Consider the following 18,699-nt stretch of genomic DNA (forward strand, 5'->3'; position numbering starts at 1 on the left):
ACAGCAAAGCCGCATATAGAGACGGCGGAGGGAAGAACGATGAGAAAAATTGGTATTTTTGGAGGGACGTTTGATCCGCCTCACTGCGGGCATTTATTAATGGCGAACGAAGTACTGCACGCCCTTCAGTTGTCGGAAATTTGGTTTATGCCAAACCGGATCCCACCTCACAAACAACATGAACAAGTGACAAGAAGTGAAGATCGTTTGCGCATGCTTGAATTAGCGATTGCCGGTCATCCGCACTTTCATATCGAAACGATCGAGCTGGAAAGAGAAGGACCTTCCTATACGTATGATACGGTGCGTCAACTTCTTTCTATGCATCCGAATGATGAATTTTATTTTATTATTGGTGCGGATATGGTTGAATATTTGCCGAACTGGTATAACATCAATGAACTAATCAAGTTAGTGACATTTGTCGGCGTCAAACGCCCTGGCTTTTCCATGGAAACAACCTATCCGATTATCGAAGTGGAAGCACCGCAGTTTTCTGTTTCTTCTTCTTTTATTCGCGAGCGGGTAAGAAACGGACAAACCATTCGCTACTTAGTACCGGAATGCGTAAGACTTTACATTGAGGAGAAGAAGTTATATGGAGCGACAAGAAGCGTTAACTATCGTTAAAAAGCAATTGACTGAACACCGCTACCAGCATACGATTGGCGTCATGGAAACAGCGATCGAGCTGGCGAAGCGATATGGAGCTGATGTAAAAAAAGCAGAGTTGGCAGCGATTTTTCATGATTATGCCAAGTTTCGGCCAAAAGAAGAAATGAAACAAATTATTTTGGAGCAAAATATGCCAAAAGATTTGCTCTCCTATAACACCGAACTATGGCATGCGCCAGTCGGCGCCTATTTGGTGAAAACGGAAGTCGGCATTAGCGATGAAGAAATATTAAATGCGATTCGTTATCATACATCCGGCCGCGCCAATATGACGGTATTGGAAAAGGTCGTTTACCTGGCTGATTATATTGAACCTGGGCGTATATTCCCAGGGGTGGAGGAAGTCCGCGACCTTGCCAAACAAGATTTGAATAAAGCGCTAATCAGAGCAGTGCAAAACACCATTCAATTTTTATTGAAGAAAAATCAGCTTATTTACCCGGATACGATTCACACCTATAATTCTTTAATAATGGAAATAAAGGGGGAATGGGAAAAATGACGGAACAGGAACTATTGAGCTTAGTGGTTCGCGCGGCTGACGATAAAAAAGCAGAAAACATCGTTGTCCTTAATATGAAAGGAATTTCCCTTGTCGCCGATTATTTTGTTATTTGTCATGGCAATTCGGAAAAACAAGTACAGGCGATTGCGCGGGAAATAAAAGAAAAAGCGGAAGAACACCATATCCCGGTGAAACGAATCGAAGGTTTTCATGAGGCGAAATGGGTGTTGGTCGACTTAGGCGATATTGTTGTCCATGTTTTTGATAAGGAAGAACGCAGTTATTATAATTTAGAGCGTTTATGGGGAGATGCGCCGCTTGAAGATGTGGCGAGCGTGTTGCAGCAATGACATATGAGTCATCTGCTTATTGGTACGATACGTTAATGGAAGAAGCGCCGTACGATGCGTGGCAATCATTTGTGCAACATAAACTGCAGCAATATGGGCGTCGCGGTGCAGCCCGCATTCTCGATATTGGGTGCGGCACCGGAGAGTTGGCGATTCGGTTGGCAAAAGCAGGATTTGCCGTTACCGGTGTCGATTTATCGGAAAATATGCTCGCGGTTGCACAAGCCAAAGCGGAAGCGCAGCAGGTAACAGTTGAATTTTTTCAGCAAAACATGACGGATCTCCAGGGATTTTCCGACTTTGACTGTGCGACGATATTTTGCGATTCCCTTAACTATTTATTAGAAGAAAGAGAAGTGCAGCAAACATTTTCCTGTATTTATAAACTGCTGCGCAAAGACGGCTTGCTGTTATTTGACGTTCATTCACCGTATAAAATGGATTGCGTTTTTCGTGATGCCTTGTTTACCAGCAATGATGAAGAAATCAGTTATATTTGGTCGTGCTACCCGCTTTCCTTTCCGCATAGCGTTGAGCATGAGCTGACATTTTTTGTCCGCGGCGGCGATGGAAAATATGAGCGGTACGATGAGTTCCATCAGCAGCGCACTTACGAAGTGATTCAGTATCAACAATGGTTAACGGAAGCGGGATTTACGGTGCTGGAAATAACTGCGGACTTTACTGACGAAGCACCAACGGAAACGTCTGAACGCATTTTCTTTGTTGCACAAAAATAAAATGACGGCCGTTTCTGCAAAAGAGAACGTGCCGCGCCTGCTATTTTAGCTTTTCGGCCAAAGCCCAGAGCAGTCCATATCTTTATCGGGCTTTGGCCGAAAAGCTTATGATCGATGAGTGCAGTTTTCATTTTCATCCAACACTTTTTGAAGTTTAGGCAGGATTTTTTCTTTTCTTGTCGAATTTAACAACCGAATTGCTTTTTTACTTTTTCGATGTCGCCTTTAAATTTTTCATGTGTTTTATCGAATATTTCCTCAAATACCCCTTTCATTTCTTTTTCCAGTACTGCGATTCCTTCTCCAGTAATGCCTCCTTTAACGCAAACTTTTTCCTGTAGTGTCGGAAGTGTGTAAAGATTATGCTTCAGTAGCTCCCCTAGTCCGATGATCATGTCCGTTGTCAATGCTGTTGCCTGCTCTTTTGTGATTGCGGTTTTTGCAACGGCCGCATCGATAAAACGCTGCAACAAATAGCTGAAAAAGGCGGGGCCACAGCTCGCGATATCAGAAGCGATCCGCGTAATTTCATCGTCGATATAAGAAGGTGTAGAAATGTGACGGAACAGTGTTTCAATATAGTTTCGGCATTGCAAAGAGCAGCGTTTCCCAACTGTGATCAGCGTGCTGCCGGCGAACGCGCGGTTTGTAATGCTTGGAATGACACGAACAACCTGGCAAGGTACGACAGCTTCGAGCTGCTCTACGCTAATCGGACTGGTGATGGATATGAGACAATGTTTCTTTGTCCAAAAGGAAGATAATCGTTGTAAAAGGGGGTGAATATCTAACGGTTTTACGCATAAAAATACGATTGTTGCCCGTTGCACCACTTCTTCTGCGCTGGCAACAACGCATACACCGGAATAAGTCTGCTTTATGTCTAACGCTTTTTTCAATGTGCGGTTCGTAATAATCAGCTCATCTTCCTTGACCGCACCCGATTCGAGAAATGCCTCAATTAAAATCCTTCCCATATTTCCCGTGCCAATAACGCCAATTTTCATGCTTTGCTTCCCCCCTCCCTGGCATTACCTATATGTCTCTTCAACGATATGTATGAGCGCTTTATCTATTTTATGACTAAACGGAAAGGATGATGCCCGTGTGGGAAACGATCAAAAAATATGATAAAAGATGGTACGGCTTGCTTTTGGTGCTGTTAGCCGCCGGCGCCATTATGCTGTTTAGAAATAACGAAATAGCGGAAAAAGAACAGGAGCCGATATTGGAAGTAAAACAACATGTTCCGGATGCAGTGCAGGAAAGAAAAGAGGAAACAAAGACAGTAATGGTTGATATAAAGGGAGCGGTTGTGCACCCGGGGGTGTATGAAATACGGAACACGGCGAGGGTGAATGATGTCGTCGCTTTAGCGGGAGGATTTACAAGGGAAGCAGACGAGACAAAGGTAAATTTAGCGGCGAAGGTGCATGATGAAATGATGATTTACGTGCCGGTGCGAGAAGAAACGAATGCGCCTTCCGCTGTCCCATCGCTCCAGGCGGATGATTCCAATAAAATTTATATTAACACCGCATCAGAGCAAGAAATATCCCAGCTTCCGGGGATTGGAAAAACAAAAGCGCAGGCGATTATTGCGTACCGCGAAGAGCATGGCCCTTTTCAAAAGACGGAAGACTTATTAAACGTGACAGGCATTGGCGAAAAGACGCTCGAAAAGATAAAAGAGTATATTGTTGTGCCATAACGGGCGTTGACGCGTTGCTGGCTGTGCGATTACACTAAAAATATGCCCACATGTCATATAAACATGAAAAAACCGATTTGCAATGGACAAGCGGGGGAGAAAATATGAAGCGGATTACATGGGATCAATATTTTATGGCACAAAGCCATTTGCTAGCCTTGCGCAGCACATGCACACGGCTGGCAGTGGGGGCGACGATCGTCCGTGATAAGCGGATTATTGCCGGAGGATACAACGGTTCGATCGCTGGCGGCGCCCATTGTATTGATGAGGGATGTTACGTTATTGATGGACATTGTGTTCGTACCATCCACGCGGAAATGAATGCGATTTTGCAATGCGCCAAGTTTGGCGTCCCGACAGAGGGAGCAGAAATGTATGTCACGCATTTTCCGTGCTTGCATTGCTGCAAGGCAATCATTCAAAGCGGAATTCGCGCCGTATATTATGCGAAAGATTATAAAAACCATCCATATGCGCTTGAGTTGTTTGAACAAGCGGAAGTCCACGTACAACAGGTGCCATTCGATCAAAAAATATTGTCACTTTTACAAAAATAAACAGACGGAATCATGCATAGAAAGGGGCGCAGACGTGAGGGGGAATGTTGTTTATATAGCTGTAGCCGCTATTTTTTCCATAACGGCTGCCTATGCGCGGTCTACTGTTGCTTGGCTGTTTCTCATTCTTTATGTCTTGTTTCTCTTCATCCGCAAAAGGCGCCTCTTTCTTGTTTCTGTCGTTGCGAGTTGTCTTTTTTACCTTCATTTCGTTTATATGGATCAGCAAAATAACACGCATCTCTCGGATAACATGACGGTATTTTTGTTTCGTTTGACTGCCCCTATTACGATAGAGGGAGATCGGCTGCAGACTATCGTCAATGTGAACGGCGAGAAACTTCAGCTTGTGTATTACATAAAGTCTTCAAGGGAAAAACAATTGCTTTCGTCGCTTTTGACTCCCGGAACCATCTGTAAAGTGAAGGGAACGCTTGAGCGCCCGGCGTTGCCGCGCAACCCCAATGCGTTTCATTACCGCCGTTATTTGCGATTTCACCACATTCATTGGATTTTAACCCCACAATCCATCCTTTCACAAAACTGCCATCTTTCTTCTCCTACCATATACGAACAGCTTCTTTCTCTTCGTGAAAAAGGAATCCGGCAAATTGAAGACCATTTTCCGGCGGAAACGGTTGGCATTGTGCAGGCGCTGATATATGGAGAGCGGAAACAGCTGGATGAGGCGCTGTTAGAAGGGTATCAGAAGCTCGGCTTAATCCATTTGTTGGCCATTTCCGGGTTGCATGTCACCTTGTTGGTTGGAGCGGTATTTTTTCTATTGATTCGTTTGTTCACAAGGGAAACGGCTACAATTATGCTTCTGATTCTTCTGCCTGTATATGTCGTGTTAACCGGTTCTTCCCCTTCGGTGATTCGCGCTTGTTTGACGGCGATGCTCTTTTTAGCAGCCAATTACCGAAAGATGACATTGCCGCCCCTGGACACGTTAAGCATCGCTTTTCTCCTTATGCTCATCGCGGATCCTTATATGTTATGGGATGTCGGATTTCAATTATCGTTTACGGTGACGTTTGCCCTTATTTTATCCTCGCGGGTGATTATGTTCTGCGATTCCGCACTGTGGCGCCTATTCTGGCCGGCGTTGATTGCCCAATTGAGCGCACTGCCGCTTCTTGTCTACTATTTTTTTGAAATGTCGCTATGGGGCATCATTCTTAATATGATTTTTGTGCCTCTTTATTCCTTTATTATTTTGCCGCTTTCTGTGATATCCGTTGCCGTGTGTGCAATGAATCCGCTTTTTTCCGTTCCTTTCATGTGGTTGCTGCAAAAGGTGATTGTTTGGTCGGACAAAGTTGTTCTCTTGTTTTCCTCTTCCTATCCGCTATCGCTTACGCTCGGCCGCCCTTCTTTTTTTCTGCTCATTGGCTATGTTGCGGCCATTTTGGTTGCCTTTGTGCAAATGGAGAAGCGGCGTTATTGGGGAATCGGATGGGTTTTCATCGTGATCGCGCTTCATGCGTTGAGCCCGTATATCGACCGTTATGGCGAGGTTGTTTTTTTAGATGTCGGACAAGGAGACTGCATCTATATCGAATTGCCCTATCGCAAAGCGGTGTATCTAATTGATACCGGCGGAACATTGCCGCAGCAAAGGGAAACGTGGCAACAACGAAAACGAAAATGGGACGTGGGCAAAGATGTTGTTATTCCTTTTTTAAAATCAAACGGAGTAAGATCGCTTGATAAGCTGATTACTACACACGAAGACGTGGATCATATTGGAGCGGCAGAAGAAATCATACGTACATTTGCCGTCAAGGAGCTGCTAGTCAGTAAGGGGGATGGAAACCATTCGCCGCTGCAGGAAAAACTCCTTCAACTTGCGCGGCAAAAACATATTCACGTGTTGAACGTGGCAAGAGGAGACCGATGGAGTGCGAGCGGAACTTCTTTTTACGTTCTCCATCCGTCTGCGACGGATGCTAAGGATAATAATAATTCCATTGTATTATATGCAAAACTTGGCGGCGTATCCTGGCTGTTTACGGGGGATATAGAAGAAGCTGGGGAAAAAGAGTTGGTTAACGCATTCCCGCGGTTAAAAGCGGACGTGTTAAAAGTCGCGCACCATGGAAGCGCCACTTCGACAACAGAATTATTTTTGGACCAAATCCAGCCGAAAATAGCAGTCATTTCGGTGGGCGAACATAACCGTTACCACCATCCTTCTCCGTCCGTGATCGAACGTTTGCAGAAAAGAAATACGCTTATTTTGCGGACGGATCAGCATGGTGCGGTGCGCTATACTTATGTGAAAAACCACGGAACCTTTTCTGTCATGTTGCCATAACATATAGTACGAAAAAGAAAAGAGACTGCTTATGTAAGCAATCTCTTTACGATCCGAAAAATTTAATTAATGTGGCAATAATGAACATCGTTGCAAAAAAGCCGAATGAAACGATAAAACCAACAGCAGAGTCAACGGCGTCATTGCGTTTGCTTTGTACGTCTTTTTCAAATACGTTCATCCTTTTACCCCTCCTCGTGCAATCATTTTTAGTATAGACGAAAAAGAAAAAAAAATCTATATCCCCTTGTCCATTTCCTTTGTTAACAACAGTTGACACAAATACTTTTTTGCGCCCGGGAAAATATAAAAATAACCCGTTGACAAATAAGGTCCTAGGACTTATTTGTCAACGTTTATATAAAGGGGAGCCGGTTTTCCCGCTAACCGGTTCCCTTGTAAAAATAAGAAAAACATTGTATCTTTTCAACAGAGAAAAATTGTTGACAGAAATGGAGAAGAGAAATATGGTGGTTGACTTTTGGGGAAAAATCAAAAAAGGTCGTCTGTCTCCCCTCTATTTATTATATGGCACCGAATCGTTTTTATTAACGGAAACATATGAACTTTTGCTTCGCACCGCATTAGCCGAAGAGGAACGGGAATGGAATGCATCGGTGTACGATTGCGAAGAGACTCCGGTGCAAACGGCGTTGGAAGACGCAGAAACGTTTCCGTTTTTTGGAGAGAAACGCGTCATTCTCATTAAAAACCCTTACTTTTTTACAGCGGAGAAGGAAAAAGAAGTGGAGCATGACTTGAAAAAATTAGAATCGTACATATTGTCTCCTTCTTCTTTTTCGATCGTCATTTTCGCGGGTCCGTATGAAAAATTGGACGAGCGTAAAAAAATAACGAAATTAATAAAGGAACATGCCGAGGTTTTAGTGGCCGCACCGCTTGCAGAAAAAGAACTGCGCGCATGGATCGCGGAGAGAGTAAAACAGGACAATGTAACGATAGAGGAAAATGCCATTGATACTTTGTTAAAGCTGGCGGGAACGAATTTAACAACGCTTGCCAACGAGTTAGACAAGCTTGCTTTGTTTGTCGGATCGGGAGGAACGATCCAGCAAGAGACGGTGGAAATGCTCGTTTCCCGCACATTAGAGCAAAACGTGTTCGTATTAGTGGAAAAAGTGACGAAGCGGCAAATCGCCGAGGCGCTGCAGGTGTTTTACGATTTGCTCGAAAATAACGAGGAGCCGCTGAAAATTTTGGCGCTCCTTGCCAGTCAATTCCGCCTTTTATATCAAGTAAAATGGCTGATGTCGAGAGGATATGGCCAGCAGCAAATCGCTTCTATTTTGAAAGTGCATCCGTTTCGCGTTAAGCTGGCGATGGGACAAGCGGCGCTGTTTTCCGAACAAGAGCTGGCGGCGGCTGTAAGGCAGATTGCCGAGGCGGACTATGAGATGAAAAGCGGGGCGATGGACCGGCAGCTGGTAATGGAGCTGCTGCTGATGCGCTGGAATGAAGGAATGTTCACTAAAGCCGAATAATCATATTTTTGCCGATATAAAAAACGACCTGCCATCAGGTCGTTTTTTATTAGGATGCGATAATGCTGTTTAGCTTTTTCGCTAGACGGGATTTTTGCCGGCTAGCTGTATTTTTATGAATGAGGCCTTTGCTTGCCGCTTTGTCTAGCTTTTTGGAAGCAATAATGAATGCTTCTTGGGCTTTTTCTACATCTTTTAATTCAACCAACGCTTCAAATTTTTTGATCGCTGTACGCATTGCCGATTTCATCGAAGCGTTGTGAGCACGGCGTTTTTCACTTGTTTTTGCACGTTTAATAGCCGATTTAATATTTGCCACGTTCTTTCACCTCCGTCATCTGCCATCTCTGTCCTTATATTATTTCCGTATTAAAGAACAGTAAGAACAAGTGTTATTCTATCAAACGAGGTCTAATTATGCAAGAGCATTCAAGCAAAAATGCTTTACTGATGGTGCAAAAAACGAATGAGAAGTGTAAAAAGCGGCGACACTAAAAGAAAAACGATATGTTTTAGGAGGAACGATATGGATCAGTCAGTGGATTTAAGCATGTATTCGGTGCGGACAGATTTAGCGATCGAAGCTCATGAAATCGCCGTAGAGGAACGCCTGCAACAGAAGAAAGAAAGCGCCTCCCCGATTGAAGGCGTCATGATTCGCGACCGCGAAATAGATGGGGTTAAGCTGTCGTATGTACAAGTAACGGAAGAAGGATCAAAATCGATTGGAAAAAAGCCAGGAAATTATTTGACGATTGAGGCGCAGGGTATTCGCGAACATAATACGGAGCTGCAGCAGAAAGTGCAAGAAATATTCGCCAAGGAGTTAAGCCAATTTTTGCAGCGATTGCACATTGGCAAAGAAGCGAGCTGCCTTGTTGTTGGCTTGGGCAATTCGAACGTAACACCGGATGCGTTAGGGCCGTTGACGGTGGAAAATTTGCTGATTACAAGGCATCTATTTCATCTTGAGCCGGAAAGCGTTGAAGAAGGGTTTCGTCCGGTAAGCGCAATTGCTCCGGGGGTAATGGGAACAACAGGGATTGAAACAAGCGATATTATCGATGGGGTTGTCAAAAAAACAAATCCAGATTTTATCATTGTGGTTGATGCTTTAGCGTCCCGTTCAATCGAACGGGTCAATGCAACGATTCAAATTTCCGACACCGGAATTCATCCAGGCTCGGGGGTGGGAAATAAACGAAAGGAATTAAGCAAAGAAACGTTAGGGATTCCTGTTATTTCCATTGGGGTGCCGACCGTGGTCGATGCGGTATCGATTACAAGTGATACGATTGATTTTATTTTGAAGCATTTTGGCAGAGAACTGCGTGAAGGAAACCGGCCGTCTAGCGCTCTTGCTCCAGCGGGATGGACATTTGGCAAGAAAAAGAAGCTGGCAGAAGAGGACATGCCGTCGCCGGAGCAGCGTTCGACATTTCTTGGCATGATCGGCACGCTTGAGGAAGAGGAAAAGCGCCGCTTGATTTATGAAGTGCTTGCTCCGCTTGGCCATAATTTAATGGTGACGCCAAAAGAAGTCGATATGTTTATTGGCGATATGGCCAATTTATTAGCAAGCGGGCTTAATGCTGCATTGCATGAGCAAATCGATCAACATAATACTGGTTCCTACACCCATTAATAGAGAAAAAAGAAGTTCTATCTTTTCCAGCTTGGCCATACGTTAAATTAGTAGACAAGCTGGGAAAGGGTGAAAACATGAAAAAGTGGCGTTCTCCGCACATGATCGTTGCCGTTCCGGGAGCCAGCCTTAAAAAAATCATGATTTTGGCGGTATTGGGCTGCATGATGGTATTTACGCTGGTAGGAGCGATTACATCATTAAACCCCGAATACCGAATTTCTTCTTCGTCCGTGAATTACGTAACGAATCATTTTCCGAATGAGACATTTGTCCGCTTATTTAGTTTTGAAAACCATTATTTTTCGCAAATGCTACCAAAGGAGCGGCAGCGGGTGAGTTATTCGGCCATGTTGTTTCGCATGGCAACAAGCGTGAATCCGGACGACCCGCGCAGCTTGCTCGGCAGCGAGCTTCCGGGATTTGCTTTATATGACAGCAAAATTATCGTTGCCGGAGAAGGAACGGACTACACCAACATGCCGTACGAATCTGCCCCGCCGCTTGAGGTGATGCTTGCAGAACGGCAAGCTTCCCTCGAAGACCTAGAGAAGGCAGATAAAAAACATGAGGAGAAGCAAGTTCCCCCACCAACGCAAACGACAGGCGGCAGAAGGGTTGTATATATTTACCATACACATACACGTGAATCATACTTACCTGCCTTAAAAGGAGTGACAGATCCTGATTTAGCGTTCCATCGGACGGTAAATGTGACAAAAGTGGGAGAAAAATTGGCGGAAGAATTAGAAAAACGCGGTATTGGAGCGGAAGTAAGCGAGGTGGATATTGAGGCGGAACTGCAAAAAAAAGGAATGAAATATTATCAAGCTTATGATATGTCGAGAAAAACCGTCGTCGAAGCAATGGGCAGAAACCACGATTTGCAATATTTCATCGATATTCATCGCGATTCGCGCAGGCGAAAATACACAACCGTCACGATTAATGGCGTCGATTATGCGCGCGTTGCTTTTATTATCGGCGGCGAAAACGCGAAGTATGAAAAAAATTTGCAGCTTGCTACACAGCTTCATCAATTGCTGCAAAAGAAATACCCTGGGCTGAGCCGCGGGGTGATCGAAAAAAAAGGAGCCGGGACGAACGGAAAATTTAATCAAGATTTATCGCAAAATGCGATTTTAATTGAAGTCGGTGGAGTGGATAATACCTTTGAAGAGCTGTTTCGGTCTGCATCCGCGCTTGCCGATGCGTTTAGCGAGTATTATTGGCAGGCGCAAAAAGTTCAGGCACCCGCACCGGCAGAAAAACGATAAAGGAGCGGAGTGGTATGGCCAAATTTATCGTTCAATTTTGCTTTGCTGTGCTGATCCTCTTTTTTGGCGTATTACTCGGCATGCAGCAGGCAAATGAAGGAATGCAAAAGATGAGAGGATATGAGGACACGTCGCTGCCGTCTGTACTCCATCTTTCCAAAAACCAAAGCGGAGAAATCGAGGCGTCTGTATTCGGAAAAAAAGTGGAAGTAGATGATCTGCAGGAGAAAAAAGAAAAGATCGAAAAAATAAAAGCGTTCAACCTTTTTTCCGAGCTTGGCAAACAATTTGCCAACGCAGTCGAGACGTTGATGGAACAGCTGCTTTCGTTTTTCACCAAACTATTCGGAAAGTGACAATCAGAAAGATAAAAGAACATTGGCGAAACGCAGGAAAACGGTTCGCCAATGTTTTTCTTTATAACGAGAGCGTTTGCGAAACTATGTCATTGAATCTTGCTTGCTCTGTTGCTATAATCAAAGCTAGTGTAGTTTCGGGAAATAGTAGGAGTGAGAGAGATGAATCGAGAAGAAAGATTAAAACGGCGCGATCGGATCCGCAATTTTTCCATTATTGCTCATATCGACCATGGAAAGTCGACGCTCGCGGACCGCATTTTAGAAAAAACAGGTGCGCTTTCCGAGCGGGAAATGCGAGAGCAAATGCTAGATTCGATGGATTTGGAGCGGGAGCGCGGCATTACCATTAAACTAAATGCGGTTCAGTTAAAGTATAAAGCAAAAGATGGGGAAGAATATATTTTCCATTTAATCGATACGCCTGGCCATGTCGATTTTACGTATGAAGTGTCGCGAAGCCTTGCTGCTTGCGAAGGAGCGATTCTTGTCGTCGATGCGGCCCAGGGCATTGAGGCACAGACGCTGGCCAACGTCTATTTAGCGATCGATAATAATTTAGAAATTTTGCCGGTCATTAATAAAATCGATTTGCCAAGCGCCGAACCGGAACGCGTTCGCCAGGAGATTGAAGAAGTAATCGGGCTTGACGCATCGGATGCGGTGCTGGCTTCGGCAAAAGTCGGCATTGGCATTGAAGAAATTTTAGAAAAAATTGTAGAGAAAATTCCAGCGCCATCCGGCGACCCGGACGCACCGTTAAAGGCGCTTATTTTTGATTCGCTGTACGACTCCTATCGCGGCGTTGTCGCCTATATTCGCGTTGTCGATGGAACGGTGAAGCCGGGGCAGCGAATTAAGATGATGTCTACTGGCAAAGAGTTTGAGGTCGTCGAAGTCGGTGTGTTTACGCCAAAACCAAAACAAGTCGACGAATTAACGGTCGGCGATGTCGGCTATTTAACGGCTTCCATTAAAAATGTAAGCGACACGCGCGTCGGCGATACGATCACCGATGCAGAAAATCCGGCTTCCGAGCCGCTGCCAGGATACCGCAAGCTAAACCCAATGGTCTTTTGCGGCATGTATCCGATCGATACAGCCCGCTATAACGATTTGCGCGAAGCGTTAGAAAAGCTGCAATTAAATGATGCGGCACTTTATTTTGAACCGGAAACATCGCAAGCGCTCGGGTTTGGTTTCCGCTGCGGCTTCCTTGGGTTATTGCATATGGAAATCGTTCAAGAGCGCATTGAACGTGAATTTAATATTGATTTAATCACAACAGCGCCTAGCGTCGTCTACAAAGTGCACTTAACAGACGGAACGGAAGTAGAAGTTGATAATCCGTCCAATATGCCGGAACCGCAAAAAATTGACCATGTCGAGGAGCCATACGTCAAAGCGACCATTATGGTGCCGAATGATTATGTGGGGCCGGTGATGGAGCTGTGTCAAGCGAAACGCGGCAACTTTGTCGATATGCAATATTTAGATGAAAAACGCGTCACCTTAATTTATGATATTCCGCTCTCGGAAATTGTCTATGACTTCTTTGATACGCTCAAATCGAGCACAAAAGGATATGCTTCGTTTGATTATGAACTGATTGGCTATAAGCCGTCAAACTTAGTGAAAATGGATATTCTTTTAAACGGCGAAAAAATTGATGCGTTATCGTTTATTGTTCACCGCGACGCGGCGTACGAGCGGGGGAAAGTGATTGTCGAAAAATTAAAAGACTTAATCCCGCGCCAGCAGTTTGAAGTGCCGGTGCAAGCGGCCATCGGCAATAAAATTATTGCCCGTTCGACCATTAAAGCGCTGCGCAAAAACGTGCTGGCGAAATGTTACGGCGGGGACGTATCACGGAAGCGCAAACTATTGGAAAAACAAAAAGAAGGAAAAAAACGGATGAAGCAAATCGGTTCGGTTGAAGTTCCGCAAGAAGCGTTTATGGCGGTCTTAAAAATCGATGATAATAAAAAATAATCTGTATGTACAAGGCTGTCTCTTCCTTTTTCGGGATAGCCTTGTTTATTTATAGGAAAGGATGTTTATGTTGGTGAAATCCGCGTATTTCCACATACCGTTTTGTGCGCAAATCTGTTACTATTGCGATTTTAATAAAGTGTTTTTCCAAGGCCAACCGGTGGATGAATATTTGCAAGCGATGGAGCGGGAAATGAAAAAAACGGTGGAAGTCTTTCCGGCCGAGCGGCTTGATACTTTGTTTGTCGGCGGCGGGACTCCGACTGTTTTAGAAATGAAGCAGCTTGATTTTTTGCTCGAAAGCATTTATAAACACTTCCGTTTTTCCAAAGACGAAGTGGAATTTACATTTGAAGCGAATCCAAATGAACTTTCAAAAGAAAAGTTGCAGCTGTTAAAAGCCGCGGGGGTCAACCGCCTAAGTTTCGGGGTGCAAACGTTTCATGATTCCTTATTAAAGACAATAGGAAGGACACATCGCTATGGCGATGTCATGCGTACGATTTCATTAGCGAAAGAAGCCGGCTTTGATAATATCAGCATTGATTTAATGTATGGGTTGCCCAACCAGACGCTGCAGCAGTTTCAGGAGGACCTGGAAATCGCCTTTTCCCTTGATATTCAGCATATTTCCGCTTATTCTCTCATCATTGAGCCAAAAACGATTTTTTACAATCTGTGGAGAAAAGGAACGCTTCCGTTACCGAGCGAAGAGGAAGAAGCAGAAATGTATGAGGAAGCGATGCGACAGATGGAACTTCACGGATATCAGCAATATGAAATTAGCAACTATGCGCGCCCGGGCTTTCAAAGCCGCCATAATTTAACGTATTGGAACAATGAAGAATATTACGGCATCGGTGCAGGAGCCCACAGCTATGTAGACGGCGTTCGCCGCGTTAATATCGGTCCGATTAAACAATATATCGCCAAAGTACAGGAAACAGGACTGCCGTATCGTGAAGTTCATCGTGTCACATGGATGGAACAAATGGAAGAAGAAATGTTTTTGGGACTGAGAAAAACAGAAGGAGTATCCAAACGGCGCTTTTCCGAAAAGTTCGGCAGAGACATGCATGATGTGTTTGGGGCAGCCATTCGTGCCGAACGGCAAAAGGGGCTGCTTGAGGAAACAGACACGCACGTGCGCCTGACTCGCCGCGGACGACTCCTTGGCAACGAGGTGTTTCAAGCGTTTCTCACCGGAATGTAAACATTGACATTAGCATATGGATTTGATACCTTAATAATAGATTTAGCACTCGGTGTATTTGAGTGCTAACAGAGGTGATGAGCGTGTTAACGGAGCGCCAATTGCTTATTTTGCAAGTGATTATTGATGATTTTATCCGCTCCGGACAGCCTGTCGGGTCGCGGACGTTATCGAAAAAACATGAAATTGCTTTAAGTTCGGCGACGATCCGCAATGAAATGGCAGATTTAGAGGAGCTTGGATATATCGAAAAAACGCATGTATCCTCCGGTAGGGTGCCGTCGGAAAAAGGATATCGTTATTATGTCGACCATTTGTTATCGCCGCAGCGTTTAACGAAAGAAGATATTCAAAAAATCAAGTCTATTTTTGCTGAGCGAATTTACGAATTGGAGAAAGTGGTGCAAAAATCGGCGCAAATCTTATCCGATTTGACGAATTATACGTCGATTGCTCTTGGGCCGGCGGTGAAAGAGAATAAATTAAAACGAATCCAAATCATTCCGTTGAACCAGCAAACCGCTGTGGCAATTATTGTTACCGATACGGGACATGTAGAAAACCATGTTATTACCGTTCCTGCGTCGGTGAACCCATCGGATCTAGAAAAAATGGTGAATATTTTAAACGAACGGCTAATTGGCGTCCCGCTGATCGATTTAAAGGATAAAATTTATAAAGAAGTGGCCGATGTGCTGCGCAAGCATATTCATAACTACGATAGCATGTTGAAAACGATTGTCGAAACGCTGGACATCCCGCAGGAAGAAAAGATGTTTTTTGCCGGGAAAACGAATATGCTTAACCAGCCGGAGTTTAGCGACATTCAAAAAATTCGTCCGCTTATGAAAATGATTGAACAGGAAAAAGATTTTTATCGTTTGTTGCGCAAACATAACCGTAAAGGCATTCAAGTGACGATTGGCCGTGAAAATCAATTAAGCGGAATGGAGAACTGCAGCCTGATTACAGCGACGTATTCGATCGGCGATGAGCAGTTGGGGACCATTGCGATTCTTGGACCGACACGAATGGAGTATTCCCGCGTCATTACCATTTTAAATAGGGTGGCTTCCGATTTATCCACCGTGTTAACAAAATGGTATCAAAATAGTTAGCAATGGTCATATTGGATAATGGATGGATGGGTGCAATCCATCCTTTCCTTGTGACCATTTATACATAGACATGCTGCTTTAAAGGGAGGTGAAACCGATGGAACAACAAAAAGCAACTCAAGAAAAACCTACATATGAACAAGAGCGGACAGCGCCAGAACCGCAAGAGGGGAAAGCAGAAGAGCGCGCCAAAAATGAACAGCAGGAGGAAAGTGCGGGAAACGCGCAGCAGGAAAATATGCAAGCGCAACAAGAAGCACCTGAAGAAGAACAGCCAAAAGCGGAGCAAGGACAAAACGATGAGCTGGCGGCGGCAAACGCGAAAATTGCGGAACTTGAAGCGAAGATAAAAGAAATGGAAAACCGCTATCTTCGTTTATATGCCGATTTTGAAAACTTCCGTCGCCGCACGCGACAAGAAATGGAAGCAGCAGAAAAGTACCGCGCCCAAAGTTTGGTGAGCGATCTATTGCCGGCTTTGGACAACTTTGAGCGCGCGTTAAAAATAGAGACAGAAAACGAACAGGCGAAATCTATTTTACAAGGAATGGAAATGGTTTACCGCTCCCTATTAGACGCCTTAAAAAAAGAAGGGGTCGAGGCGATCGAAGCGGTTGGCAAACCGTTCGACCCGCATTTGCATCAGGCGGTGATGCAAGTAGAAGACAGCAACTATGAACCGAACACGGTCGTGGAAGAATTTCAAAAAGGCTATAAACTGAAAGACCGTGTCATTCGTCCAGCAATGGTAAAAGTAAGTCAGTAAATGAGTATTAGGAGGGTGATCGTAATGAGCAAAATTATCGGTATTGACTTAGGAACAACCAACTCCTGTGTTGCCGTATTAGAAGGCGGCGAGCCGAAGGTCATTCCAAATCCGGAAGGAAGCCGCACTACTCCTTCTGTTGTGGCGTTTAAAAACGGAGAACGTTTAGTCGGCGAAGTAGCGAAGCGACAAGCGATTACGAACCCAAATACCGTCATCTCCATTAAACGCCATATGGGAACGGACTATAAAGTAGAAATCGAAGGCAAAAAATATACGCCACAAGAAATTTCGGCAATTATTTTGCAATACTTAAAATCGTATGCAGAAGATTATTTGGGAGAACCGGTGACAAGAGCAGTCATTACCGTTCCGGCTTACTTTAACGATGCACAACGTCAAGCGACGAAAGATGCCGGACGCATTGCGGGTTTGCAAGTAGAACGCATCATTAACGAGCCAACGGCCGCCGCGCTTGCGTACGGTTTGGATAAAGAAGAAGATCAAACGATCCTCGTTTATGACTTGGGGGGCGGTACGTTTGACGTATCGATTCTTGAACTTGGAGACGGCGTGTTTGAAGTAAAAGCGACGGCCGGCGATAACCATCTTGGCGGGGACGACTTTGACCAAGTAATTATCGATTATTTAGTCGACCAATTTAAGCAGGAGCACGGCATCGACTTATCCAAAGATAAAATGGCGCTGCAACGGTTGAAAGACGCTGCCGAAAAAGCGAAAAAAGAACTTTCCGGCGTCATGCAAACGCAAATTTCCTTGCCGTTTATCAGCGCTAATGAAAGCGGCCCACTCCATTTAGAAACAACATTAACAAGAGCAAAATTTGAAGAGTTGTCCGCCCACCTTGTCGAACGTACGATGGGACCGGTTCGCCAAGCGTTGCAAGATGCGGGCTTGACACCGGCGGATATTGATAAAATCATTCTTGTCGGTGGTTCTACGCGTATCCCGGCTGTACAGGAAGCAATTAAACGCGAACTTGGAAAAGAGCCGCATAAAGGGGTCAACCCGGATGAAGTGGTAGCGATCGGCGCAGCGATCCAAGGCGGTGTGATCGCTGGCGAAGTAAAAGACGTCGTTCTTCTTGACGTTACTCCGCTGTCGCTTGGAATTGAAACGATGGGCGGCGTATTTACGAAATTAATTGAACGCAATACGACGATCCCGACAAGCAAATCACAAATTTTCACGACAGCAGCAGATAACCAGACAACGGTCGACATTCACGTGTTGCAAGGGGAGCGCCCAATGGCGGCCGATAACAAAACGCTTGGCCGTTTCCAATTGACGGATATTCCGCCGGCACCGCGTGGCGTACCGCAAATTGAGGTAACGTTTGATATCGATGCCAACGGCATTGTCCATGTCCGAGCCAAAGATTTGGGCACGAACAAAGAGCAATCGATTACCATTAAATCGTCATCCGGTCTTTCCGAAGAAGAAATTCAGCGCATGATTAAAGAGGCGGAAGAAAACGCTGAAGCGGACAGAAAACGGAAAGAAGCGGCCGAACTGCGCAACGAGGCCGACCACTTAATATTTACGACGGAGAAGACGTTAAAAGAAGTGGAAGGAAAAGTAGACGAAGCGGAAATGAAAAAAGCGCGTGAAGCAAAAGATGCGCTGAAAGCGGCGCTTGAGAAAAACGATCTCGATGAAATCCGCAAAAAGAAAGAAGCGCTGCAAGAAGCGGTGCAGCAGCTATCGATTAAGCTATACGAACAAGCAGCAAAGCAAGCGCAAAATCAGCAAACGGGAGCTGACGGCGCGACGAAGAAAGACGATAATGTAGTTGATGCAGAATTCGAAGAAGTAAAAGATGACAAATAATACATTGGTGAAAAAGTCAAAGTCAGGCCTGTCTTGGCTTTGACTTTTTTGCTAATAAGAAGATGACGGCTTAAATCTGTTGCAATCAAAAAGAGAGAAATGCTAAAATTATCTTCAT

General features: G+C 44.8%; 19 protein-coding genes. 16 read left to right on the plus strand and 3 right to left on the minus strand.

Features of this window, described 5'->3' with window-relative positions:
* The first annotated feature begins 39 nt into the window (after positions 1-39).
* The 4 genes from BV455_RS13900 to BV455_RS13915 are packed head-to-tail and all read left to right on the plus strand — an operon-like array spanning position 40 to position 2,270.
* Complete coding sequence (locus BV455_RS13900; protein WP_017435605.1) at positions 40-630, plus strand: nicotinate-nucleotide adenylyltransferase; 591 nt, start codon at positions 40-42, stop codon at positions 628-630.
* Entirely contained in the window at positions 599-1,177 is a 579-nt protein-coding gene (yqeK, locus tag BV455_RS13905) for a bis(5'-nucleosyl)-tetraphosphatase (symmetrical) YqeK (RefSeq protein WP_017435606.1), read from the plus strand. The genes BV455_RS13900 and yqeK overlap by 32 nt, the downstream gene beginning before the upstream one ends.
* Complete coding sequence (gene rsfS / locus BV455_RS13910) at positions 1,174-1,530, plus strand: ribosome silencing factor (protein WP_017435607.1); 357 nt, start codon at positions 1,174-1,176, stop codon at positions 1,528-1,530. Before yqeK ends, rsfS begins: the two co-directional genes overlap by 4 nt.
* Complete coding sequence (locus BV455_RS13915) at positions 1,527-2,270, plus strand: class I SAM-dependent DNA methyltransferase (RefSeq protein ID WP_042406324.1); 744 nt, start codon at positions 1,527-1,529, stop codon at positions 2,268-2,270. The genes rsfS and BV455_RS13915 overlap by 4 nt, the downstream gene beginning before the upstream one ends.
* Positions 2,271-2,455: 185 nt before the next feature.
* Here the strand turns inward: BV455_RS13915 and comER are convergent, their stop codons facing one another.
* Positions 2,456-3,277 carry a late competence protein ComER gene (comER, locus tag BV455_RS13920; protein ID WP_061579642.1) on the minus strand — a complete coding sequence of 274 codons (822 nt, stop codon included), beginning with the start codon at positions 3,275-3,277 and terminating at the stop codon, positions 2,456-2,458.
* A 98-nt stretch (positions 3,278-3,375) separates the two neighbouring features.
* Here comER and BV455_RS13925 point away from each other — a divergent pair, with 98 nt between their 5' ends.
* The 3 genes from BV455_RS13925 to BV455_RS13935 all read left to right on the plus strand — a co-directional run bounded on the left by BV455_RS13925 (position 3,376) and on the right by BV455_RS13935 (position 6,861).
* On the plus strand, positions 3,376-3,981 hold the full coding sequence (locus BV455_RS13925; RefSeq protein ID WP_042406322.1) for a helix-hairpin-helix domain-containing protein: 606 nt from the start codon (positions 3,376-3,378) through the stop codon (positions 3,979-3,981).
* A gap of 104 nt (positions 3,982-4,085) precedes the next feature.
* A complete protein-coding gene (locus BV455_RS13930) occupies positions 4,086-4,541 on the plus strand; it encodes a ComE operon protein 2 (protein ID WP_017435611.1) in 456 nt (151 codons plus the stop codon).
* A gap of 34 nt (positions 4,542-4,575) precedes the next feature.
* Positions 4,576-6,861 carry a DNA internalization-related competence protein ComEC/Rec2 gene (locus BV455_RS13935; RefSeq protein WP_061579643.1) on the plus strand — a complete coding sequence of 762 codons (2,286 nt, stop codon included), beginning with the start codon at positions 4,576-4,578 and terminating at the stop codon, positions 6,859-6,861.
* Positions 6,862-6,907: 46 nt separating this feature from the next.
* Here BV455_RS13935 and BV455_RS13940 read toward each other — a convergent pair whose 3' ends face one another.
* Positions 6,908-7,042, minus strand: a complete 135-nt coding sequence (locus BV455_RS13940; protein ID WP_017435613.1) for a YqzM family protein — start codon at positions 7,040-7,042, stop codon at positions 6,908-6,910.
* 286 nt (positions 7,043-7,328) lie between these two features.
* Between BV455_RS13940 and holA the strand changes: the two genes are divergently transcribed.
* A complete protein-coding gene (holA, locus tag BV455_RS13945) occupies positions 7,329-8,363 on the plus strand; it encodes a DNA polymerase III subunit delta (protein WP_017435614.1) in 1,035 nt (344 codons plus the stop codon).
* Between the two features lie 49 nt (positions 8,364-8,412).
* On the opposite strand, the gene rpsT is transcribed toward holA, so the two are convergent.
* Positions 8,413-8,682, minus strand: a complete 270-nt coding sequence (gene rpsT / locus BV455_RS13950) for a 30S ribosomal protein S20 (protein ID WP_042406317.1) — start codon at positions 8,680-8,682, stop codon at positions 8,413-8,415.
* Positions 8,683-8,889: 207 nt separating this feature from the next.
* Between rpsT and gpr the strand changes: the two genes are divergently transcribed.
* The 8 genes from gpr (at position 8,890) to dnaK (ending at position 18,581) form a co-directional block, all read left to right on the plus strand.
* A complete protein-coding gene (gene gpr, locus BV455_RS13955; protein WP_042406315.1) occupies positions 8,890-10,008 on the plus strand; it encodes a GPR endopeptidase in 1,119 nt (372 codons plus the stop codon).
* A gap of 77 nt (positions 10,009-10,085) precedes the next feature.
* Positions 10,086-11,285: a stage II sporulation protein P gene (gene spoIIP, locus BV455_RS13960; RefSeq protein WP_061579645.1), complete on the plus strand. Its 1,200-nt coding sequence runs from the start codon at positions 10,086-10,088 to the stop codon at positions 11,283-11,285.
* A 14-nt stretch (positions 11,286-11,299) separates the two neighbouring features.
* A complete protein-coding gene (locus BV455_RS13965) occupies positions 11,300-11,641 on the plus strand; it encodes a YqxA family protein (RefSeq protein WP_081160175.1) in 342 nt (113 codons plus the stop codon).
* A gap of 162 nt (positions 11,642-11,803) precedes the next feature.
* Complete coding sequence (gene lepA / locus BV455_RS13970; protein WP_017435619.1) at positions 11,804-13,633, plus strand: translation elongation factor 4; 1,830 nt, start codon at positions 11,804-11,806, stop codon at positions 13,631-13,633.
* Between the two features lie 70 nt (positions 13,634-13,703).
* Entirely contained in the window at positions 13,704-14,846 is a 1,143-nt protein-coding gene (gene hemW / locus BV455_RS13975; protein WP_081160190.1) for a radical SAM family heme chaperone HemW, read from the plus strand.
* An 83-nt stretch (positions 14,847-14,929) separates the two neighbouring features.
* Entirely contained in the window at positions 14,930-15,964 is a 1,035-nt protein-coding gene (hrcA, locus tag BV455_RS13980) for a heat-inducible transcriptional repressor HrcA (RefSeq protein WP_017435621.1), read from the plus strand.
* Positions 15,965-16,061: 97 nt separating this feature from the next.
* On the plus strand, positions 16,062-16,730 hold the full coding sequence (grpE, locus tag BV455_RS13985; protein ID WP_017435622.1) for a nucleotide exchange factor GrpE: 669 nt from the start codon (positions 16,062-16,064) through the stop codon (positions 16,728-16,730).
* A gap of 24 nt (positions 16,731-16,754) precedes the next feature.
* The gene (dnaK, locus tag BV455_RS13990; RefSeq protein ID WP_017435623.1) at positions 16,755-18,581 is read left to right on the plus strand and encodes a molecular chaperone DnaK; all 1,827 of its coding nucleotides are present in this window, start codon (positions 16,755-16,757) and stop codon (positions 18,579-18,581) included.
* The last annotated feature ends 118 nt before the right edge of the window (positions 18,582-18,699 follow it).

Source organism: Parageobacillus caldoxylosilyticus, from assembly GCF_019272935.1.
Lineage (GTDB): Bacteria > Bacillota > Bacilli > Bacillales > Anoxybacillaceae > Saccharococcus > Saccharococcus caldoxylosilyticus.